We start from the raw sequence: 21,004 nt of genomic DNA on the forward strand, positions 1-21,004 counted from the left end.
TTCAGTTGCGCTACTTTAAAGAGGAAGACGCCCGTCCCGCTGTCATGTCGCCGACAATCGTATAAACGCTTGATCCGGCGCAAATCTCAGCCGCCGCCGCGATAGCTCATGTCCTCCTGGCGCTTGTCGCCCTGCGCGGGCGGAGGCGCCGCCGGACGGCCGCCGAACAGGCGGTCCCAGAAATTGCCGATTGCGTCGCCGCCAAGCGTGTGCACCGCGTTGTTGGCGGCGAATTCCTCATACATCCACTCGCCGTCGACCTGCACCAGTCCCGGCGGGACGGCGCGCTGCACCGGGCCGCGGCCGCGCAGCGCGGTACGCATGTAGTCGGTCCAGATCGGCAGCGCGACCGTCGCACCGAATTCCCGCCCGCCAAGCGAGCGCGGCTGGTCATAACCCATCCAGGCGACCGCCACGACATCGCCGCCATAGCCCGCGAACCAGCCGTCCACCGCATCGTTGGTGGTGCCGGTCTTGCCCGCCAGGTCGCGGCGGCCCAGCTTCTGGCTGGCGGCGAAACCGGTGCCGGAACTGACCACGTCGCGCAGCATGCTGTCCATGATGAACGCATTGCGCGCGTCGAGAACCCGGTTGTTTTCCTCGCCCGCAATTTGCGGCGTCACCTCGGTCAGCACATTGCCGCGCGCATCCACCACCTTCTGCACCAGGTAGGGCGCGACGTGGTAGCCGCCGTTGGCGAACACCGCGTAGGCGCCGGCCATCTGCACCGGCGTCACCGCGCCGGTGCCGAGCGTCATCGTCAGGTTGGCGGGATGCCTGCCGGGGTCAAAGCCGAAGCGGCCCAGGTATTCCTGCGCATAGCCGGGCGTGATCGCCTGCAGCAGGCGGATCGACACCATGTTCTTCGAACGCTTCAGGCCGGTGCGCATCGTGACCGGGCCGTCATAATTGCCGTCATCGTTCTGCGGGTCCCAGGCCGGCCCGCCGGTTTCGGCGGACGTCAGCGACAGCGGCGCATCCTGGACCAGGGTGCCGGGGAAGAAACCCTTTTCCAGGGCCGCCGAATAGATGAAGGGCTTGATGCTGGAGCCGGGCTGGCGCCAGGCCTGCGTCACATGGTCGAACTGGTTCAGGTTGAAGTCGAAGCCGCCGACCAGCGCGCGGAAGGAACCGTCGTTCGCATTCAGCGCAACGAAGGCGGCCGATACCTCCGGCAGCTGCGCGATCGCCCAGCGCTTCTTCGCGTCGCGCGTGACGCGGATCACCGAGCCCGGGCGGATCCTGTTCTTGCCCTTGCCGGACAGCGCCGCCGCCGCGAAGCGCAATCCCTCGCCGCTGACCTCGGCCACCTCGCCCGACCCGAGTTCGGCGCGCACCAGCTTCGACGTCGCCGACAGCACCACGCCTGCCCGCAGGTCGTCGCTGTCGGGGTGCCTGGCGAGGATGTCGTCGATCGCCTGCGCGCGGTCTTCGTCATCCTTCGGCAGCTCGACGAAGGCTTCCGGGCCGCGGTAGCCGTGCCGGCGGTCGTACTCCAGCACGCCGCGCCGCAGCGCTTCGTACGCCGCGTTCTGGTCGGCGCTGTTGAGCGTGGTGTAGACGGTGTAGCCGCGGGTGTAGATCTCGTCCTTGTATTTTTCATGCATGTACTGGCGCACGATCTCTGCCGCGTATTCCGCATGGGTCTGCATCTGGTAGCCCTTGCTGCGCACCTGCAGCTTTTCCTTCGCCGCCTGCTCGTACTGCGCCGGCGTGATATGGCCGAGCTCGCGCATGCGCGTCAGGATGTACTGCTGGCGCTGCTTCGCGCGGGTCGGATTGACGACCGGATTGGCGGTGGACGGCGCCTTGGGCAGGCCGGCGAGCATCGCCGCTTCCGCGATGGTCAGTTCCTGCACCGTCTTGCCGAAGTAGATGCGGGCGGCACTGCCAAAGCCGTAGGCGCGCTCGCCGAGGTAGATCTGGTTCATGTACAGCTCGAGGATCTGGTCCTTGGACAGCGCTTCCTCGATCTTGTACGACAGCGCGATTTCCTGGATCTTGCGCGAGTATTCCTTCTTGCGGCTCAGGTAGAAGTTGCGCGCGACCTGCATCGTGATGGTGGACGCGCCCTGCGAGCGGCTGTTCCCGATATTCATCAGCACCGCGCGCACGATGCCCTTGTAGTTCACGCCGCCGTGCTGGTAGAACTCCGCATCCTCGATCGCCAGCACCGCATCCTTCATCACCTCCGGCATGTCGCCGATCGGGACGAAATCGCGCCGCTCTTCGCCGAATTCGCCGATCAGTACCTGGTCGGCGGTATAGACGCGCAGCGGGATCTTGGGCTGGTAATCGGTCAGCGCATCGAGCGCCGGCAGGTTCGGCAGCACGATCAGGAAAACGTACGCGGCCAGCAGCGCCCCGCCCGCCGCCGCCAGCCCGGCCAGCGCCAGGATCAGCTGCAGCAGCCGGCCCTTCCAGGTCCAGCCCGACGACTTCGATCTGCCCGACGGTTTCCGTGCCACTGCGCGCGCTCCTTGTTCCATATGTAAAACGCAACTGTAACAGGCATTGTGCCGCCGGGGCCGTAAGCAGATGTAACACGGCCCCCGCGCTACCATGCCGGGAAGAACAGGGAAAAGGATGGCTGCCGCTGACGGCGGTTCAGTGGCGTTGCTGCTTCAGGAAGGAAATCGCCTTGTGCCCTGGCGCATGGCGTCCCGGACTTGCTCGTCGACATAAGCGCCCGGCGCGCAGGATGGCAGCGCGGTCGCCGATTTTTCCAGCCTGGTCACACATTGGCGGATCTGATCTTCCGCCGGGTTCGCTCAGGCAGCCGCGCGGGCGGTCCGGATGTCGCGACGCACTCCGCACATCTGCCCGGGGGTGTCGACGCATTGTTCCACTGGGAAAACCGTTCTCCGAGCTGGTCCGGTGTTGGCTCCTTTCCAGTGCCCGATGAGGAGGTGGTTGGGGTGCCGTCCTCCCCTTGCGTTCCGCGCGCCGGGATGAAAAAGGAACATGTAATTTGTACAGCCCCGGTGTAAAGACGCCGCATTGCCGCCTGCACCGAGGGCGATTTGCGCGGGTATTTCCATGGCAGGCATTTTGCTGCGGCTCTTGGTCCAAAGGCTGACAACATGTTTTCCACCCGCCCGCCGTTTCGCGACCGCCGCGATGCAGGTCGGCAGCTCGCCGCCGCCCTGGCCCATCTTGCGCAATCCGCGCCGCTGGTGCTCGCCTTGCCACGCGGCGGCGTCCCGGTCGCTTACGAAGTCGCGCGCGCGCTGAAAGCACCGCTCGACGTCTTCCTGGTACGGAAGATCGGCGCCCCGCAGTATCCCGAACTCGGCCTCGGCGCGGTCGCCGAAGGCCAGGAGTCGCACAGCGTGCTCAATCCGGAAACGGTCGAACAGGTGCGGCCTTCGGAAGATTACCTCGCGGCGGAGCAGCGGCGTCAGGTCGAGGAAATCGCGCGCCGCCGGCAGCGCTACCGGGGCGACCGGGAACCGCTCGCGCTGCGCGGCCGCACCGTGATCCTGGTCGATGACGGCGTTGCCACCGGCGGCACCATGAAAGCCGCGCTGCAGGCGGTCGCCGCCGCCAGGCCCGCGCGCCTGGTGTTCGCCGTGCCGGTCGCGCCGCCAGACACCGTGGCGGCCCTGCGGGAGCTGGCCGACGACGGCGTCTGCCTGTTCTCGCCGCCGGGCTTTCGCGCCGTCAGCCTGTATTACGCCGACTTCGATCAGACCGGCGACGACGAGGTCGTGCGCCTGCTGCACGACGCCTGGTCCGAAGCCGCCACCACCGCAGCCGTAAAGGAGCCCAGCATGCAAACGATTGCCGAGATCATGACCCGCGACCCCGTTGTCGTATCGCCGCAGGACACGCTGCAGCGCGCCGCCCAGCTGATGAAGGACCTGAACGTCGGTGCGCTGCCTGTTTGCAACGGCCAGAAACTGGTCGGCATGATTACCGACCGCGACATCACGATTCGGGCCAGCGCCGCGGGCCAGGCGCCGGACCAGGCCAGCGTCCAGGACGCGATGAGCGACGAGGTATTGTGGTGCTACGAAGACCAGACGGTCGGCGAAGTGCTGCAGCACATGGGCGACGCCCAGGTGCGCCGCATCCCGGTCATGAGCCGCGACAAGGACCTGGTGGGCATGGTGGCGCTCGGCGACATCGCCGCCCGCCATGATGCGGACACCGACGCCACGCTGGAAGAGATTTCGACACCGTCGGCCCCCGAGCGCCAGGGCGGCGAGGAAGTCCGCCTGCGCCGGCCGCCGTCGGACCAGGCCGACGGACGCTTCTGAGTGCGCATGAAGCAGGATGCGGCCCGCGCGGCGATGGTCCCGGGTGACCTGCCGCGCGTCGCCTGCGCCTTTGCCGGCTTTTTCCTGCTGCTGTGCAGCTATTACATCCTGCGCCCGGTGCGCGACGAGATGGCGGTACGCTTCGGCACCGGGAAACTGCAGTGGCTGTTCACCGCGACCTTCCTCTTCACGCTGCTGGTCGTGCCGCTGTTCGGATGGGCGGTGCGCACGCTGCCGCGCAGACGCGTGCTGCCGCTGGTGTATGGATTCCTTGCGGTCAACCTGGCCGGCTTCCAAGCTGTATTTTCGGGCGGCGCCACCCCGGCCGCGGCGGCCGCCTTCTTCGTCTGGCTGAGCGTCTTCAACCTGTTCATCGTGTCGCTGTTCTGGAGCCGCATGGGGGATTGCTTCACTTCGGAGGAGTCGCACCGGCTGTACGGCTACATCGCCGCCGGCGGCACCTGCGGCGCACTCGCCGGCCCGGCGACCACGGCCCTGCTTGCGCGCCAGCTGTCCGCCGCGGGGCTGATTGCCTTGTCGACAGCGCTGCTGGTGCTGGCGATGGCCTGCCTGCTGCCGTTGCGCGCGCATGGGCGTGCCGCCGATCAATCCGCGCGCCCGGTCGGCGGCTCCATCGTCGCCGGCATCCCGCTGGTTGCCGGCATGCCCGACCTGCGCGCGCTGGCGCTGCTGGTGCTTTGCTATACCGCGGTATCGACGACCCTGTACATGGAAATGGTGCGCGCGGTCGGCGCCGCTTTCGGGGCGGCCGGCGACCGTACCCGGTTCTTCGCAAGCGTCGATCTCGCCGTCAACCTGCTGGCGCTCGGCTTGCAACTGCTCGGCACGCGCCGCCTGGTGGTGCGCTTCGGGCTGCGGATCGCGTTGCCGCTGGTGCCGCTGCTGGTGGGCGCCGGCCTGGTGCTGCTGGGCATCTGGCCCGCCATCGCCGTCATCGCCTGCCTGCAGGTTGCGCATCGTGCCGGCGAGTATGCGCTCGGCAAACCCGGGCGCGAAATGATCTATACCGGCCTGGATGCGGAAAGCCGCTACAAGGCGAAGAATTTCATCGACACCGCGGTATACCGCGGCGGCGATGCGGCAAGCGCCTGGGGAATCGCTGCGCTGCGCAGCGCCGGCCTGGACGCGGTGTTCTTCGCTGCGCTGCCCGCCGCACTGGCCTGGGTCGCAACCGCCCGCAGACTGGGAGCAAGACATGACAGGAATCAATCGACGTGAAGCGCTGGGACTGCTCGCGGCCGCCGCCTTCTGCCGCGCCTATGCGCTGCCGGCCGCGCCGGCCGCAGCAACGCCGGCGGTCTTGATCAGCCGGCGCATCCCCGCCTCCGGCGAAATGCTGCCGGCAATCGGCCTGGGCACCTGGCAGACCTTCGATGTCGGCCCGGGGCGCGCCGAACGCGCACCGCTGGAAGAAGTCCTGGCCGAATTCGCGGCCCTGGGCGGACGCCTGATCGATTCCTCCCCGATGTACGGCCGTTCGGAGGAAGTTGTGGGCGAACTGGCGCAGGCGCTCGGCCTGCGCGGCAAGCTGTTCGTCGCCACCAAGGTCTGGACGCAGGGCCGCAGCGCCGGCATCCGGCAGATGGAGGATTCGATGCGCAAGCTGGGAGCCAGGCCGATCGACCTGATGCAGGTGCACAACCTGGTGGACGTGAAGACACACCTGGCCACGCTGCGCGAATGGAAACGCGCCGGCACGGTGCGCCATATCGGCATCACCCATTACACCGCCGGCAGCCACGACGACGTGGCGCGCGTGCTGGCGTCCGAGGCGGTCGACTTCGTGCAGATCAATTACTCCGCCGCCGAGCCAGAGGCGGCACGCCGGCTGCTGCCGCTGGCGCAGGACCGGGGCGTTGCCGTGATCGTCAACCGCCCGTTCGGCGGCGGCGACCTGGTGCGCCGCCTGCGAAACCGGCCGCTGCCGGATTGGGCGGCGGAGATCGACTGCACGAGCTGGGCGCAACTGCTGCTGAAGTTCGTGATTGCCCATCCCGCCGTCACCTGCGCGATCCCTGCAACGTCGAAGGTCGCCCATCTGCGCGACAACATGCAGGCCGGGCGCGGGCGCCTGCCCGACGAGAAACAGCGCGCCCAGATTGCCGCGGCCGCAACCGGCGGGTAAAGCGGGTACGGTGTTTGCTCGATGGTGCATTCGTCCGAAGCGCCAACCGCCAACAAAGGAGGATGCCATGATGAATTCCATCAGGAATACCCTGACCAACACCCTGACGCCCACAATCACCAACATGATCCGCATGGACCACACCGCGGTGCTGGAAACTTTCCATCAGTACGAGATCGACAGCAATCCGCAAACCAAGAAGGCGCTGGTGAACACCGTCTGCCTCGCATTGGAAATCCATGCGCAGCTCGAGGAGGAAATCTTTTATCCGGCAATGCGGGTGGTGTCCTCGGAAAAATCGGTCGTCGAGAAGAGCGTGCCGGAACACAATGAAATGCGCCGCCTGATCGCGCTGCTGCGTTCGATGGACGCCACCAACCCGGTCTACGACCAGACCTTCATGGAGCTGATGCGCAACGTCCTGCACCACGTCGCCGACGAGGAAACGACACTCCTGCCGGAAGCCGAACAGATGCTTGCCGGCCGTCTCGGCGAACTCGGCGCGGAAATGACCAAGCGCCGCATGCAGCTGATGGCCCCGCGCGCCGGCGAACTCGCGGCGAACACCATGCGCAACTTCCCGACCAGTTCCATGCTGGTCGCGGCGGGCGCGGTGATCGCTGGCACTTATCTTGCAAAGCGGGCGTTCTCGGGGCCGGGGTACGGGCGCAGCCACTGATGCCCGCCGGTAGCCTGGCAACATCACGTCTGGTATCGAAGCAGGGGCGGAATCCATTCCGCCCTGCTTCTTTCTATGTGCTCATTATGGGAGACGGCGAATGCGGATATACATGATGGGTTTGCACGGAATGAAACCGTTCAAGCTGGTCAAGGACGCGGTCAAGGATTTCCTGGACGATGACATGACGACTTATGCATCGGCGCTCGCGTACCAGGTGTTTTTTTCACTGTTTCCGTTCATCATCTTCCTGATCGCGCTGCTCGGCTTCCTGAACATGTCCAGCTTTTTCGACTGGGTACGCCAGCATGCCGAGCTCATGCTGCCGCCGGCGGCGGCGGAACCGGTGAACAAGGTCATCAGCGACCTGCAGCAGCAAAAAGGCGGGCTGATGTCGATCGGGGTGATTATCGCGCTATGGTCGGCGTCATCGGCGGTGCGCGCGACGATGAACGCCCTCAATGTCGCCTACGACGTGAAGGAAGGCCGGCCCGCATGGAAGCTCTATCCGCTGTCCATCGTATATACCATCGGCATCGCCGCGATGCTGGTTGCGGCCGGCCTGCTGCTCACGGTCGGACCGCAGGCGATGGAATGGCTGGCGAACCAGGTCGGCTTCGGCCAGTTCTTCGTCACGCTGTGGGCATGGCTGCGCTGGCCGGTGGCGTTTCTGCTGCTGACGCTGGCGGTCGCGGTCATCTATTACGTTGCCCCGGACGTCGAGCAGGATTTCAGCTTCATCACGCCGGGCGCGCTGCTGGCGGTGATCGTCTGGATCGCGGCCTCGCTCGGCTTCAACTATTACGTCAGCAATTTCGCGGACTACAACGCCACCTACGGCAGCATCGGCGCGATCATCATCCTGCTGCTGTATTTCTTCATCTCGGCGGCGGTCCTGCTGTTTGGCGCGGAAATCAACGCGGTCATCGAGCATTATTCACCCGAAGGAAAGAGCCACGGAGAAAAGGCCATGCCCTGACGCCGCCGCGTTCGGTCAGCCGCAAGCCCGGCGGGCATGAGAGAATTCAGGGTTTTTGAGAAACCGTCAATTCCCGCCCCGCCATGCCGACCACGCATTTCCGCATTCTTGACCTGCTAAAGGCCGTGGCCTGCAATCTGATCGTATTGCACCATCTGGCCTACTACGGCCCCATGACCGACTACCTGCGTCCGCTGATGCCGGACGTGGTCGGCTGGTTCTCGCAGCACGCCCGCATCGCGGTGCACGCTTTCCTGACGATGGGCGGCTTCCTCGCCGCCAGATCCCTGGCCGGCATGGCGGTCGACGAGCCGCTGCGCGCAGTGTGGCGCCGCTTCGTGAAACTGGTGCCGCCCTACATGGCCGCCATCTGCATCGCGGTCGCGGCGTCGGCGCTGGCCGCGCGCTGGATGACCCACGATTCGATCTCCGCCCCGCCCACCCTGGCCCAGTTCGCCGCCCACGCGCTGCTGTTGCAGAGCATCCTCGGCTACGAATCGCTGTCCGCCGGCGCCTGGTATGTGGCGATCGATTTCCAGCTGTTCGCGCTGCTCACCCTGCTGCTCTGGCTGGCCGGGCGCGGACGGCACAGCTGGTGGCTGGCGCCGGTGCTGGTTGGGGGCTGCTGCGCCGCATCGCTCCTGGTTTTCAATCTCGATCCGGCATGGGACGCATGGGCCCCGTATTTCTTCGGCAGCTACGGCCTCGGCGCGCTCGCATGGTGGGCGGCGGACCGTCAGCGCGGCCCGCTTGCCGCGGTCGTGCTCTCCGGCGCGATCCTGCTGCTGGGCGGCCTGGCGCTGGAACTGGAATTCCGCAGCCGCATCGCCGTCGCTTTGGGCACCGCGCTGCTGCTGGTGCTGGCGTGCCGCGGGCTGGTGCGCCTGCCCGGCCAGAATGCGCGGCTGGCCGCCTACCTCGGCCGCATTTCCTATGCAGTCTTCCTGCTGCACTTCCCGGTGAGCCTGGTGGTGAATGCCGCCTTCACCCGCTTCGCGCCGGCGCAGCCGGAAGCGCAGGCGGCGGGCGTGCTGCTCGCGTGGCTGGCCAGCCTGGCCGCCGGCGCCGCCTTTCACCGCTGGGTCGAGGTGCCGCTGTCGGCGCTCGCCGACAGCGCGCGCGGCAAGCGGCCGGCGCAAGGCGTCCGGACGACGTGAAAGCGGCGCGCCGCGCTCAGTTGCCGGCGGCGGCCTTGGCCAGCTCTTCCCTGACCAGCGCCTTCAGCTCGTCAAAGCCGAATTGGGGCAGCGGGCGGCCGTTCACGAAATACTCGGGCGTCTTCGTGACGTTCAGCGCCAGCCCGTCCGCCAGGTCCTGTTCGATCGCGCGCGCGATCTCGGCCGAGCCCATGTCGTTCCTGATGCGCGCCACGTCCAGCCCTTCCCGTACCAGCAGCGGCCACACCAGTTCCACGCGCGCGGTGTGATTTAGCGTCCAGCTCGCCTGGCCGGCCAGCAGCGCCTCCAGCGCCTGCCAGTACTTGCCTTGCTTGCGGGCGGCTTCCAGCGCCTTGACCACCTCGTCGGAGCCGCGATGGAATGGCGCGTATCGCACCGTCAGGCGGATCTTGTCCGGGTTTTCCGCCATCAGCTTCTTGACCAGGGGATAGAACGCGGCGCAGGTTTCGCATGCCGGATCGAGGAACTCGACGATATGCACCGGCGCGTCAGCGCTGCCCATTGTGGGCGAGTGAAACCGCACCAGCGACTCGCGGTTCCGGGCGGCGCTCTGTTCGGCCTGCTGCGCCTTGTGGCTCCGGTAGAACTGGGTCGCGCCGATGAAAGCAACACCCAGCAGGATGATCGCCGCGATAAAGATTGTTTTCTGTTTCATTGCCTGGTCTTCAGGTAGGTTGCGATGAGAAGGATATTAATGACCGAGAATGCCGCCAGCGACATGAGCGGAATGGTCAGGAAGCCGAACAGCTCCAGTTGCACCTGGGAGCACGGCACGCCCTGGCTGCAGGGGCTGGCGCGTTCCGGAACGATGCCGGCGACCAGCAGCGTGTGAAACAGCGCCACCAGCCAGCCCGCCGCCGCCAGCGGCAAGGCGTAGCGCACGAGCCGCGGATCGAGCGGGAACAGTCCGGCTGCCAGCACAAACACCAGCGGGAACATGAAGATACGCTGGTACCAGCACAACACGCAGGGCGCGTAGCCCATCACTTCGCCGAGAAACAGCGCCCCGAGCACCGACAGCGCCGCCACCAGCCAGGCGGCGAACGCGCAAGTCCATGCAGCGCCGCCCTGCCCCGCTCCGGCGCCGATGCCGCGCATGCCGGCCATTGTTGAATCATTACCCATTGTTGCGCCTCATATCACATTGCGTCCTGCGTCCCGGGCTCGCCCCGGCATCCGGCGCGGCTGTTTCGATGAAAGCACGGCGGCACGCCCGCGCGCCCGGTGCGGCAGGCGTGGTATTCGCCTTCGGAAATATTAGTTGCCTGCTGTACGTTCCGGTTCCATATATTTTCCTGAGGAATGCAGCGTGCGGCGCAGGGAGGCGGAAGCAGGCAGTAAGGTACGGCCATTGCGCCGCGGACCGGGGCTGCCTGCCCCGCCCGCAGTCTGCCTTTTCAGCGTTTATCAGCGCCCGCGCGCGGCGGCCGCCAGCTTCTGGTCCGATTCCCCGATATGGTGAATCAGCCAGTCACGCAGGAAGTGCAACACCTGGATGGACAGCGTCGCGGCGCCGCTGTCGAACTTCTGCTGCAGGTCGAGCACCTGCTTGAGCAGCTTGTCATGCTCATCCTTGTGCCTCTGGTAATCCGCGAAGCCGAGGCTGCGCATCAGGTCTTCCTCGCGGCGGAAGTGATCCTGGGTATACGTGACCAGGTTGTGCAGCACCTTGTCGAGCACCTCCTTGCCTTTTCCTTCGTGCATGAGAGCATGCAGGCGGTTGACCATCTCGATCAGCTTCTTGTGATCGTTGTCGATGAAATTGTTGCCCACGGCGAGGCTGTCGGACCACGTGAGGTAGGTCATTTCTTTTTTTCTCCCTGAGTAGCGTTGAACAATGGCGCGGTCTGTCGGCCGAGGTTCGGGTCGGCGCGGATGTCGACGATGCCCGCCATGCACCTTCTGGCGAATCGTCTTCCGGCATTGTTTGGGCCGAGGGTCTCGAAAAGGGTATGCCGTGCAAACTATCCCAGATCAAGATGAGTTGCGCATCAAGCAAGCATTGTGCCCACCGGAAATAGTGAAAATTCCTTATCCTGAATCAATTTTACGGGCATGGAAGAGCGGGATTCACGGATGCGGGAAGCAAGCGCTTCCCGATAGCTGGAACGCGAACCGCCATTTTTGGGAGGACGGCATGATGCTGCGACTTCCCGGTGCAGCGAGCGTCAGTGAAACAGCGCATCCACCATCGAGTAGCCCTTGACGAAGCCGGCTTCCACCGCCGCCTCGCGCGACGGGAAGTCGCCGTCGTCACCAGACGCGGCGGCCAGTTCCGCCTCCGACGCCGAGTCCTCCCCGGGCTGGGTCACCCTCACCGTGAAGTCCCACGAGGTATCGCTGCGCGGCAGCGCGGTCACATGCACATCCATGCCCTTGTAGTATTCCGTCTGCCAGTCCTGTTCCGATGTCATGTCTGTCCTGTGCGCCTGCGCGCGAAGTCGACAAAATAGGCAAGGCTGCCGGGATTGCTCATCGCATCCGGGTTCGCCACTTCATCGACCCGCATGCCCAGCAAAAGTTTCTTGACCGGCAGCTCCATCTTCTTGCCGCTCAGCGTGCGCGGGATCTCGTCGACCGCGAACACCTCGTTCGGCACGTGGCGCGCCGACAGTGCGTTGCGGATCGCATCGGCGATGCGCGCCGATAGCGGCGCGTCGAGCGCGACGCCCGGGCGCAGCACCACGAACAGCGGCATGTAGGATTCGCGGCCGAGATATTCCAGGTCGACCACCAGGCTGTCCATGATCTCCGGCATGTTTTCCACCACGCGGTAGATCTCGCTGGTGCCCATGCGGATGCCATGGCGGTTGATGGTGGTGTCAGAGCGGCCATAGATGATGGCGCCGCCGCGCGGCGTGATGCGCAGCCAGTCGCCATGCCGCCACCAGCCGGGATAGGTATCGAAATAGCTGTCGTGGTAGCGCAGGCCCTGCGGATCGTTCCAGAAATAGAGCGGCATCGTGGGCATCGGCTTGGTGACCACCAGTTCGCCCACCTCATCGACCAGCGGCTGCCCCTTCTCGTCCATCGCATGCACCGCGATGCCGAGGCAGCGGCACTGCATCTCCCCCGCGTACAGCGGCAGGATCGGACAGGCGCCGACGAACGCGGCGTCCACGTCGGTGCCGCCGCTGATGGACGCCAGCAGCACATCCTGCCCGAGCTGCTCGTAGATCCAGGTGAAGGCTTCGGCCGGCAGCGGCGAACCGGTCGAGCCTATCGTATGCAGCGCATCCAGGCGCGCGACGGCGCGCGGCGCGATGCCGGCCTTCATGCAGCTGGCGAAATAGGCGGCGCCGGCGCCGAACACCGTGAGCTCCGCCTCCTCGGCGAAGCGCCACAGCACGCCGAGGTCGGGATAGCCGGGATTGCCGTCGTAGACGGCGATGGTGGCGCCCAGCAGCAGGCCGGTCACCTGCGAGTTCCACATGATCCAGCCGGTCGTCGAGTACCACATGTAGCGGTCCTGCTCGCCGATGCCGGAATGCAGCCCCTGTCCTTTCAGGCTCTCGATCAGCACGCCGCCGTGCCCGTGCACGATCGGTTTCGGCATGCCGGTGGTGCCGGAGGAGTAGACCACCCAGAGCGGATGGTCGAACGGCAGCTGTTCGAAGCGCAGCGTGCTGTCATGCGCCAGCAGCTCCTGCCAGGGCCGCGCGTTCTCCAGCCGCGCGTCGCCGTCCAGGTAAGGCAGCAGCACCACCTGTTCCAGCGACGGCAGCGACTGCACCAGCGCGCGGACCACGTCGATGCGGTCGAAATCCTTGCCCCCGTAGCGATAGCCGTCCACCGCCAGCAGCACCTTCGGCGCGATCTGCCCGAAACGGTCGACCACGCTGGCCGTTCCCATGTCGGGCGAACAGGAGGACCAGATTGCGCCGATGCTCGCGCATGCGTAGAACGCGACCGCGGTTTCCGGGATGTTCGGCATGTAGGACACCACCCGGTCGCCAGGCTGCACGCCCATCGTCCGCAAGGCATTGGCGACCGAGCCCACCTGCTGCCGCAGCGCCTGCCAGGACAGCCTCACCGTCGGCCGCGCCTCCGACTTGCCGATGATTGCCGGGCGTGCGCCCGCCCCCGGCGAACGATGAAAGCGGAATACCTGCTCGGCAAGGTTGAGCCGGCTGCCTTCAAACCACTTCGCACCCGGCATCCTTTCCGCGTCCAGCACCCGCGTGTACGGCGTGGAACTCTGCACGTCGAAGTACTGCCAGATCGATTCCCAGAAATCCGGCAATGCGTCCACCGACCACTGCCACAGCGCCTGGTAGTCCCGGAACGCCAGGCCCTTCTCGCGCGCCAGCCAGCGCATATAGTCGGTGATGCGGGCGTTGTCGATGCGCTCCGCGCTCGGTGCCCAGAGGGGCTGCAGGTTCTCGCTCATGGGTTTGTCTCCGTTGTCGTTTTGTTGATGCTGCCTATCTGGCCGGCTTGTGCTTCAGGCTCTTTTGGAACCAGACCGCCACCGCGAGCACGCCGGCCGCGCCGATGACCATCACCTTTTCCGTACCAAGCGGCCCGACCAGCGCGCCCGCGACCGCGACCCCGACCGACTGGCCGAGAAAAAAACAGGAAGCGAAGGCCGACACCGCAGCCCCGCGCCGCTCCGGCGCCATCTGCGTGGCATTGATCTGCAGCGTGTTGTGCAGCATGTAGAAGCCGAGCCCAGCGCCGAAGCAGGCGCCGATCGCCCACCACCATGCAGGGGCGACGCCGATCGCCAGCAGAGACAGCGCAACGAAGATGCCGCCCCACAGCGACAGCCCGCTCTCGCCCAGCCGCCGCACCAGCGACGCCGCCGCCAGCGCGAATACGAAACCGCCCAACCCGAACAGCATCACCAGCGCGCCGGACGAGGTCAGCGACATGGCGAACGCCTGGTGCATGTGCGACGCGATGAAGGCGAACGCGCCGTACAGGAAGGCGCCTTCCAGGAACACCGTCAGGAGCACCTTGCGCGCCCACGGCAAGCCGAGGATGACGCGGAACTCGCCTGCCATGCGGCGCAGCGCGCGGCCCTCGGCGCGATGCAGCACGCGCGCATGAGGCGGCAGCCTGCGGTTGAGCGCCAGCAGCGCGACGCTGACCGCGGCGAACACGGCTGCGACCAGGAAGAACGGCAGCCGCCAGTTGTCGGCGTCCGCCGCCAGCCCGCCGGCCAGCACGCCGGCGGCCAGGCCGAGGATCTGGCCGATCAGGAAGCGCGCCAGCACCGGCTGCCGCTGCTGATAGGGAATCACGTCGCCGATCCACGCCATCGACAGCGGAATGATCGCCGCCGCGGTGGCGCCGGCCAGCAGGCGCGCCATCAGCAACGGGCCGAAGCCGGGCGCCAACCCGCAAAACGCGGCAGTCGCCGCGCAGGCGATGGTGGCGCAGGCGATCACGAAATACTTGCCGTAGCGATCGCCGAGCGGCCCGAAAAACAGTTGCGACAAGCCGTAGGCAACCGAGAACACGGTGATCACATTGGACGCCTGGCCGAGGGTGACGCCGAATTCGCGCGCCAGCTGCGGCAGCATCGCGTCGGTCATGCGCAGGGAAACCCCGCTGCCGAACGCGGCCAGCGACAGCAAGGGAACGGCAAGCGCGGGAATGGCCGGCTGGCCGCCGGCCTGGGACTGGGAGGAAAGCGTCATGAATCCTGGGGAATGGTGCGGCAAATGGTGCGGCTGCAGCGGCTTCGCATCGATGCTCCATTCTAGCCGGGATGACAATCACATGAATTGCGGCGCATTCAGGTAGGGCAAGGTCGCGCCGCGCCGTTCCGCCGCCGCCTCCATTTCCTGGCGCGCCACGCTGCGCAGGTGCACTTCGTCCGGCCCGTCGGCGATGCGCAGCACCCTGCCCCAGGTCCACAGCTCCGCCAGCGGCGTGTCCGGGGAGAGCCCCATCGCGCCGAAGACCTGCATCGCGCGGTCGCACACCGTGGTCTGCAGGCGCGGCACGATCGCCTTGATCATCGCAATCTCGCGCGCCGCGGCTTTTGCGCCGTGCTGGTCGATCATCCAGGCCGCCTTCAGCACCAGCAGCCGCGCCTGCTCGATCTCCATGCGCGACAGGGCGATCCACTCGGCAATATTCGCATGCTGGTGCAGGTAGCGGCCGAAGGCGCGGCGTTCGGCCGCGCGTTCGCACATCAGCTCCAGCGCCAGCTCCGCCTGCCCGATGGAGCGCATGCAGTGGTGGATGCGCCCCGGGCCGAGGCGCGCCTGCGCGATCGCAAAGCCCGCGCCTTCCTCGTGGATGAGGTTCGCGCAAGGCACGCGCACATCGCGCAACACCAGTTCGCAGTGGCCGCCGGGGAAGTTATGGCTCATCACCGGAATGTTGCGCACCACCTTGAAGCCCGGCGTGCCGAAGGGCACGATGACCATGCTCTGGCGCCGGTGCGCTTCCGCGCCGGGATCGGTCACGCCCATCACGATTGCCACGCGGCACAGCGGATGCGCGGCGCCGGAGATGAACCACTTGCGTCCGTTGATCACGTACTCGCCGCCCTCGCGCCGGATCGAGATCTGGATGTTGGTCGCATCCGAGGAGGCGACATCGGGCTCGCTCATCGCGAAGCAGGAACGGATGCTGCCGTCGGCGAGCGGCGCGAGCCAGCGTTCGCGCTGCGCGGCGCTGCCGAACATGTGCAGCACCTCCATGTTGCCGGCGTCCGGCGCGCTGCAGTTGAACACTTCCGCCGCCCAGTTCACGCGCCCCATGATTTCCGCCAGCGGCGCATATTCCAGGTTCGACAGCACGGGGCTGCCGTGCGCTTTGGCGAGCGCGGGCAGGAACAGGTTCCACAGCCCCTCCGACTTCGCCAGCGCCTTCAGGTCTTCCATGCATTGCGGATGCTGCAGCCCATCCTCGCCGACTTCCTTGCGCCACAGCGGCAGGTTGGGCACCACGTAGTTATCCATGAAGTCCTGCAGCTGCCGCTTGAGCTGCTGCACGCGCGGCGCAGACGCGAAATCCATAAGCTTCTTTCTTCAAAAATGCAGATTCAACGGATTGTCGGCGCGCTTTCGCGCGGGCCGTTCAATCTGCGGCAAATCTTAAGTGCACCCAAACAATCATTCAAATGAATGCTTCTCATCCGAAGTTATAAATCCGCTGCATGCGAAGCGGCGTTTTCGCGCTTCGAAATCCTTGATTCAGGTCAATAAAATCCGGCGCCCGCTTGATTTAAGCTTGCCCCGATTTCAACCCCTCCATCCCGGTTCAAGAGACCGACGGATGCTTCGATCCGGATTGACGAATGAACAATCGACCCGCAACGGGCGCCCTACCCGGCGCCGCCGCGCAGGCCCTGCCTGTGCGCATGGACAACGAAAAACAAAGCGCCGGCACCCCGCTGCTGCAGCGTCACACCTTCTATGAGGACGTGCAGGCGCTCCTGACCGGCACGCTGCTGGTCTCGCTCGGCGTGGCGCTGCTGGGCAAGGCGCAACTGATCACCGGCGGCACCGTCGGCATCGCCTTTTTGCTGCACTACATGAGCGGCATCAGCTTCGGCAAGCTGTTCTTCGCGATCAACCTGCCCTTCTACTTCCTGGCCGTCAAAAAGATGGGCTGGAAATTCACGCTCAAGACCTTCGCCGCCGTCTTCCTGCTGTCGGCGTTCTCGGAAATGCTGCCCAACGTCGTGACCCTGTCCGGCCTGCACCCGCTGTACGGCGGGATCATGGGAGGACTCCTGTGCGGCATCGGCCTTTTGGCCTTGTTCCGCCACCGCGCCAGCCTCGGCGGCGTCAACGTGCTGGTGCTGTACCTGCAGGAGCGCTACGGGTTGCGCGCCGGCCTGGTGCAGCTCGGACTCGATGCGGCGATCATGCTGCTGTCGGTGCCGATGATCTCGCTCACGTCGGTGCTGGTATCGCTGGTCGGCGCCGCCGTCATGAACCTCGCGCTGGCGATCAACCACAAGCCGGGACGCTACATGGCGATTTGATGCGGCAGCGCACCATCGATGCTTGACGGAAAGCGGTGCGAAGAGGGCTGGTTCTGCCGTATGATTAACCCTCGGTAACATTGAGAATCCCAGAAAACGATGCCCGTTGTTACGCCCCTACTGAATACCCCGGTCGATCTGCGGGTCAGCGCCGACGCGCCACTCGACTTCAGCCATCCCGAACTGCCGCAAACCGGCGCCATCTGCATCGGCCTCTCATTCGACTGGCGGCACCAGACCGCGCTGCACGACTTCGCACTGAAAAACACCCTGCCTGACGAGCATGCGCGCGCGGCCCGCTTCAGCCGTCCGGAAGACAGCCTGCGCAACCTGCTCGGCCGCACCCTGCTGCGCCGGGTCGCGGTGCATTACGGCGGCATGGACCCGGTGCAGGTCATCCGCAGCAATACCTGGGGCAAGCCGGAACTGGCCGGCTGCTCGGTCGGCTGCAACGTCAGCCACGCCGGCAGCCAGGTGTGGGTCGCCCTGTCGCGCTACCAGCGCGTGGGCATCGACATCGAAATGGCCAACGCGCCGCAGGAATTCCACGATATCGCCGCCGGCTTCCATCCGGACGAAGTCGCCGCGCTGCGTCGCCTGCCGGACGGGAAGCTCGCGACGATGCGCTGCTGGAGCCGCAAGGAAGCCGTATCCAAGGCGACCGGCATGGGTGTTTCGCTGCCCTTGCGCGCCTACGCGGTGGATTGCGACACCAAGCCGTCGGGCTGGCTGCGGCTGGCGCCGCCGAAATCGGTGCGGGAAGACTGGACGACGGTCGACCTGCCGGTCGGGAAGGAGTATTTCGGCGCGCTCGCGGTCGAGGGACGCTGCGACCAGGTCACGGTGCTGCGGCTGAAGGTAAGCTGAGCGGCAGCCGGAGTATCCGGGCGCACCGGCTTAATCCGGCCGCTTCATCCTGCAGGTGGTCGGCAATGCCGTCTCCGCCAGCGGCAGGTAGCGTTCCGTCTTGAAACCGTAGCCGCTGCCTTCATTGTCGAAGCGCACCGACCCGTCGGCGACCTTGCGCATCACCGACACATACAGGGGCTGCAGCAACTGGTGGTCGTCGGCGCGCATCTCCGCCTCGTGGAAGGCATTCCTGTAACGGGCTCCCTCCAGCGCGCGCGCGACAGCCGCCGCTTCCGTCGTCTTCGCCTTTTCGATCGCCGACACCAGCATGTCGATCATCAAGTGCATGCGCAGGTGCACATAGTCGTCCTCCGGCGCCGGATAGCGCTGGCGGAAAGCCTTGTAGAACAGATCGCTGGCCGGGTTCAGGCTCCCCTGGCCGGTATTCGGGTGCCACTCCGCCACCGCCCGCACCCGCCCGACGCCGGCTTCGCCGATTGCCGCCGGCGCGCCCAGGCCATTGCCGTAAAAGGTGTAGAACTTCGCATTCAGGCCCGATTCGCGCGCCGCCTTGACCAGCAGCGTCAGGTCGTTGCCCCAGTTGCCGGTGATGACGGTATCGGCGCCGCTGGCCTTGATCTTCACGATGTAGGGCGTGAAATCCTTGATCTTGCCGATCGGGTGCAGCTCGTCGCCGACGATGCCGATGTCCGGGCGCTTCTTTCCGAGCTGCGCGCGCGCCGCGCGCGCCAGCTGCTGGCCGAAACTGTAGTCCTGCCCGATCAGGTAGACCTTCTTCGCGCTGGCATCGCCCTTGATGACTTCGGTCAGCGCATGCATGCGCATGTCGGCGTTGGCGTCGAAGCGGAAATGCCAGAAGCTGCATTTGTCATTGGTCAGCGCGGGATCGACCGCCGAATAGTTCAGGAACAGCACCCGCCGGTCGGGCACGCGCTGATTGTGCTTGTCGATCCCCTCGATCAGCGCCGCCGCCACCGCCGAGCTGTTCCCCTGCAGCACGAAGCCGATGCGCTGGTCGGTCATGTGGCGCAGGCCGATCAGCGATTCCTCGATGCCCTGCTTGTTGTCGAAGCTGACCAGCGCCAGCGGGCGCGCGCCGCCCGGCAGCCTTACGCCGCCGCGCGCATTGACGTTTTCCACCGCAAGCTGGAGATTGCGCACGACCGCGTTGCCGGCATTGGCGAAGGAGCCGGAAAGGCCCTCGATCATGCCAAGCCGGATCGGCTCGGCGGCAGCGGCGGTAGCGGCGGCGCCGCAGGCAAGGGTTGCAAGCAGGACAAGGCGATGGGAAAAGCGGATCATGGCTGGGGCAATGCAAAAATCGGGAAGGCGCAAGTGTACCGGAGATCGGAGCACCGGCGGCAAATGCCCGGCAGGCTTCAGGCTACGCGCTGCCCCTGTATCGTTTCCACGTAACGCACATCCTCTTCGGCGATATGCCCGAGCGCGAGCTCGCGCACGACAAAGGCCGACAAGTCGCTCAGGATGTCGCCGGTCTCGCCGCTTCCCGACGCCGCCGCAAGCAGCTTGCGCCCCCGCTCGCGCAACCGGTTGTGCTCCCGGCGATGCGCTTCCAGCTGCGGATAGCCCATCGTGGCCAGCACCGCTTCTTCATAAGCGAAGTGCCGGTTCGTCTCTTCCAGGAACACCTTCATCAGCTGCCGCACGCCCGGCAGATCCTCCGCCGCGCAGCGCTCCAGCAGCAGGTTCGCCTTCTCGAACAAGGCCTTGTGCTGGCTGTCGATGACCGGATCGCCGGAGGAGAACCCGGCATTCCATTGCAGGGACAGCGGCGAGACCCGGTTGTCGCTGCCGGCTTCCCGCTCCACCCGATTGCGCCCCCTCGCCTTGGCGCGGTAGAGCGCCTGGTCCGCGCGCAGCGTCCACGACGCCAGGTCGTCCTGCTGCTGCAGCTGCGCCGCGCCGACGCTGATGGTAACGGTTCCGACGGTGGTGAACGGCGTTTCCGCAACCTCGCGCCGCAGCTTTTCGGCCGCCGCCATCGCCGCATCGACTCCGGCTGGCAGCAGCACGATGAATTCCTCGCCGCCCCAGCGGCAGACCAGGTCGGAAGCGCGCATCGCTTCCCGGGTGCGGCCGGCCAGTTCCCTGAGCACCTGGTCGCCGACCAGGTGTCCGTAGTTATCGTTGACCTGCTTGAAATGGTCGATGTCGAACAGGAACACGCTGCACGGGTGGCCGTAGCGCTTTGCGCGTTCCATCTCGCGCCGCGCCTCGCCCTCGAAGTGATAGCGGTTCCACAGGCCGGTCAGGCTGTCGGTGCGCGATGCCCGTTCCGCGCTTTGGCGCGCGTCCTGCAGCTCTTCCTCGAGCCGCATCTGCGTCAGCAGGATCACGCAGAAGGTGGCGAAGAAGGAGAGCGCGGCGTCCACGAGCAGTTGCAGGCGCACCATCATGTCTTCCAGGAACAGGTCGGTGAGCGGCTCCGACGTCAGCGCATGAAGGATGCGGAAACCGGCCATCCCCAATGAACCGATAACGACCGCCGCCAGCAGCTTGTAGACCGGGTTGTGCCCGTGTCTCATGATGTTTGCGAGCAAGGCAAACATGAGCGCGGCACGAAACAGGTTCACACAGATGATGCGGGCGTTCCGGTTCGGATCCGCATACAGGAAATAAAGCAGCATCAGCGCGCAGGCGACGGCTGCGACATGTACCGTGCCGTTCCGGCGCCAGCTCAGCTTCCTGCCATGGAACAGCGTCAGCCCGTCGTAAAACAGCGCCAGCGCCAGCAGCACCAGGTAGTTGCCCACCCCGATGCCCAGCCATCCGGGCAGCACGGCGCGCAGGATCAGCAGCAGCGCGCCCGCCGCAAGCAAGGCATTGAAAGTGGTCCAGTGCGTGAACCCTGCATAGGTCTTGCGCGTGCGCAGCACAAACACCATCATGCCGGCCAGCGTCAGCAGCAGGATTGCGTA

At 65.9% G+C, this 21,004-nt stretch carries 18 protein-coding genes; 8 read left to right on the forward strand and 10 right to left on the reverse strand.

The features are described 5' to 3' along the window. Positions 1–86: 86 nt before the first annotated feature. Complete coding sequence (locus tag VEC01_RS11435; protein WP_414691444.1) at positions 87–2,564, reverse strand: penicillin-binding protein 1A; 2,478 nt, start codon at positions 2,562–2,564, stop codon at positions 87–89. 519 nt (positions 2,565–3,083) lie between these two features. On the opposite strand from VEC01_RS11435, the gene VEC01_RS11440 reads away from it, so the two are divergent. The 6 genes from VEC01_RS11440 to VEC01_RS11465 all read left to right on the forward strand — a co-directional run bounded on the left by VEC01_RS11440 (position 3,084) and on the right by VEC01_RS11465 (position 9,223). After that, positions 3,084–4,262: a CBS domain-containing protein gene (locus VEC01_RS11440; protein ID WP_324900950.1), complete on the forward strand. Its 1,179-nt coding sequence runs from the start codon at positions 3,084–3,086 to the stop codon at positions 4,260–4,262. A gap of 6 nt (positions 4,263–4,268) precedes the next feature. Further along, positions 4,269–5,501, forward strand: a complete 1,233-nt coding sequence (locus tag VEC01_RS11445) for an MFS transporter (protein WP_324900951.1) — start codon at positions 4,269–4,271, stop codon at positions 5,499–5,501. Next, the gene (locus tag VEC01_RS11450; RefSeq protein WP_414691445.1) at positions 5,488–6,408 is read left to right on the forward strand and encodes an aldo/keto reductase; all 921 of its coding nucleotides are present in this window, start codon (positions 5,488–5,490) and stop codon (positions 6,406–6,408) included. Before VEC01_RS11445 ends, VEC01_RS11450 begins: the two co-directional genes overlap by 14 nt. A gap of 67 nt (positions 6,409–6,475) precedes the next feature. Continuing rightward, positions 6,476–7,087: a hemerythrin domain-containing protein gene (locus VEC01_RS11455; protein ID WP_324900953.1), complete on the forward strand. Its 612-nt coding sequence runs from the start codon at positions 6,476–6,478 to the stop codon at positions 7,085–7,087. 112 nt (positions 7,088–7,199) lie between these two features. Beyond that, a complete protein-coding gene (locus VEC01_RS11460) occupies positions 7,200–8,066 on the forward strand; it encodes a YihY/virulence factor BrkB family protein (protein WP_324900954.1) in 867 nt (288 codons plus the stop codon). A gap of 83 nt (positions 8,067–8,149) precedes the next feature. Then, the gene (locus VEC01_RS11465) at positions 8,150–9,223 is read left to right on the forward strand and encodes an acyltransferase family protein (protein WP_324900955.1); all 1,074 of its coding nucleotides are present in this window, start codon (positions 8,150–8,152) and stop codon (positions 9,221–9,223) included. Between the two features lie 16 nt (positions 9,224–9,239). Here VEC01_RS11465 and VEC01_RS11470 read toward each other — a convergent pair whose 3' ends face one another. From VEC01_RS11470 to VEC01_RS11500, 7 genes are all read right to left on the reverse strand, one after another. Beyond that, complete coding sequence (locus tag VEC01_RS11470; RefSeq protein ID WP_324900956.1) at positions 9,240–9,899, reverse strand: DsbA family protein; 660 nt, start codon at positions 9,897–9,899, stop codon at positions 9,240–9,242. Further along, positions 9,896–10,369, reverse strand: coding sequence for a disulfide bond formation protein B (locus VEC01_RS11475; RefSeq protein WP_324900957.1), 474 nt, complete (start codon positions 10,367–10,369; stop codon positions 9,896–9,898). Before VEC01_RS11475 ends, VEC01_RS11470 begins: the two co-directional genes overlap by 4 nt. Before the next feature lie 282 nt (positions 10,370–10,651). Beyond that, the gene (locus VEC01_RS11480; protein ID WP_324900958.1) at positions 10,652–11,050 is read right to left on the reverse strand and encodes a bacteriohemerythrin; all 399 of its coding nucleotides are present in this window, start codon (positions 11,048–11,050) and stop codon (positions 10,652–10,654) included. Positions 11,051–11,412: 362 nt separating this feature from the next. Further along, on the reverse strand, positions 11,413–11,658 hold the full coding sequence (locus VEC01_RS11485; protein WP_324900959.1) for a hypothetical protein: 246 nt from the start codon (positions 11,656–11,658) through the stop codon (positions 11,413–11,415). Continuing rightward, on the reverse strand, positions 11,655–13,634 hold the full coding sequence (locus VEC01_RS11490) for an acetoacetate--CoA ligase (protein WP_324900960.1): 1,980 nt from the start codon (positions 13,632–13,634) through the stop codon (positions 11,655–11,657). Before VEC01_RS11490 ends, VEC01_RS11485 begins: the two co-directional genes overlap by 4 nt. Before the next feature lie 34 nt (positions 13,635–13,668). Continuing rightward, the gene (locus VEC01_RS11495) at positions 13,669–14,889 is read right to left on the reverse strand and encodes an MFS transporter (protein ID WP_324900961.1); all 1,221 of its coding nucleotides are present in this window, start codon (positions 14,887–14,889) and stop codon (positions 13,669–13,671) included. Positions 14,890–14,967: 78 nt separating this feature from the next. Then, positions 14,968–16,221 (reverse strand): acyl-CoA dehydrogenase family protein, encoded by a 1,254-nt coding sequence (locus VEC01_RS11500; protein ID WP_324900962.1) that lies wholly within the window; start codon positions 16,219–16,221, stop codon positions 14,968–14,970. A 281-nt stretch (positions 16,222–16,502) separates the two neighbouring features. Between VEC01_RS11500 and VEC01_RS11505 the strand changes: the two genes are divergently transcribed. Together VEC01_RS11505 and VEC01_RS11510 are read left to right on the forward strand one after the other, a co-directional pair. After that, entirely contained in the window at positions 16,503–17,195 is a 693-nt protein-coding gene (locus VEC01_RS11505; protein ID WP_324900963.1) for a YitT family protein, read from the forward strand. Positions 17,196–17,294: 99 nt separating this feature from the next. Beyond that, a complete protein-coding gene (locus tag VEC01_RS11510; RefSeq protein ID WP_324900964.1) occupies positions 17,295–18,062 on the forward strand; it encodes a 4'-phosphopantetheinyl transferase family protein in 768 nt (255 codons plus the stop codon). 30 nt (positions 18,063–18,092) lie between these two features. Here the strand turns inward: VEC01_RS11510 and VEC01_RS11515 are convergent, their stop codons facing one another. Together VEC01_RS11515 and VEC01_RS11520 are read right to left on the reverse strand one after the other, a co-directional pair. Then, positions 18,093–19,367: a branched-chain amino acid ABC transporter substrate-binding protein gene (locus VEC01_RS11515; RefSeq protein ID WP_324900965.1), complete on the reverse strand. Its 1,275-nt coding sequence runs from the start codon at positions 19,365–19,367 to the stop codon at positions 18,093–18,095. A 77-nt stretch (positions 19,368–19,444) separates the two neighbouring features. Beyond that, positions 19,445–21,004 (reverse strand): diguanylate cyclase (locus VEC01_RS11520; RefSeq protein WP_324900966.1); only part of this gene is annotated, 1,560 nt, incomplete at its 5' end.

It is taken from the genome of Noviherbaspirillum sp. (assembly GCF_035627455.1).
Lineage (GTDB): Bacteria > Pseudomonadota > Gammaproteobacteria > Burkholderiales > Burkholderiaceae_D > Noviherbaspirillum.

Coding starts and splice junctions, on each gene's coding strand:
- VEC01_RS11435 (WP_414691444.1), bottom strand. CDS start 2,564: ATGGTAGCGCGGGGGCCGTGTTACATCTGCTTACGGCCCCGGCGGCAC.
- VEC01_RS11440 (WP_324900950.1), top strand. CDS start 3,084: ATGTTTTCCACCCGCCCGCCGTTTCGCGACCGCCGCGATGCAGGTCGG.
- VEC01_RS11445 (WP_324900951.1), top strand. CDS start 4,269: ATGAAGCAGGATGCGGCCCGCGCGGCGATGGTCCCGGGTGACCTGCCG.
- VEC01_RS11455 (WP_324900953.1), top strand. CDS start 6,476: ATGATGAATTCCATCAGGAATACCCTGACCAACACCCTGACGCCCACA.
- VEC01_RS11460 (WP_324900954.1), top strand. CDS start 7,200: ATGATGGGTTTGCACGGAATGAAACCGTTCAAGCTGGTCAAGGACGCG.
- VEC01_RS11465 (WP_324900955.1), top strand. CDS start 8,150: ATGCCGACCACGCATTTCCGCATTCTTGACCTGCTAAAGGCCGTGGCC.
- VEC01_RS11470 (WP_324900956.1), bottom strand. CDS start 9,899: ATGAAACAGAAAACAATCTTTATCGCGGCGATCATCCTGCTGGGTGTT.
- VEC01_RS11475 (WP_324900957.1), bottom strand. CDS start 10,369: ATGGGTAATGATTCAACAATGGCCGGCATGCGCGGCATCGGCGCCGGA.
- VEC01_RS11480 (WP_324900958.1), bottom strand. CDS start 11,050: ATGACCTACCTCACGTGGTCCGACAGCCTCGCCGTGGGCAACAATTTC.
- VEC01_RS11485 (WP_324900959.1), bottom strand. CDS start 11,658: ATGACATCGGAACAGGACTGGCAGACGGAATACTACAAGGGCATGGAT.
- VEC01_RS11490 (WP_324900960.1), bottom strand. CDS start 13,634: ATGAGCGAGAACCTGCAGCCCCTCTGGGCACCGAGCGCGGAGCGCATC.
- VEC01_RS11495 (WP_324900961.1), bottom strand. CDS start 14,889: ATGACGCTTTCCTCCCAGTCCCAGGCCGGCGGCCAGCCGGCCATTCCC.
- VEC01_RS11500 (WP_324900962.1), bottom strand. CDS start 16,221: ATGGATTTCGCGTCTGCGCCGCGCGTGCAGCAGCTCAAGCGGCAGCTG.
- VEC01_RS11505 (WP_324900963.1), top strand. CDS start 16,503: ATGAACAATCGACCCGCAACGGGCGCCCTACCCGGCGCCGCCGCGCAG.
- VEC01_RS11510 (WP_324900964.1), top strand. CDS start 17,295: ATGCCCGTTGTTACGCCCCTACTGAATACCCCGGTCGATCTGCGGGTC.
- VEC01_RS11515 (WP_324900965.1), bottom strand. CDS start 19,367: ATGATCCGCTTTTCCCATCGCCTTGTCCTGCTTGCAACCCTTGCCTGC.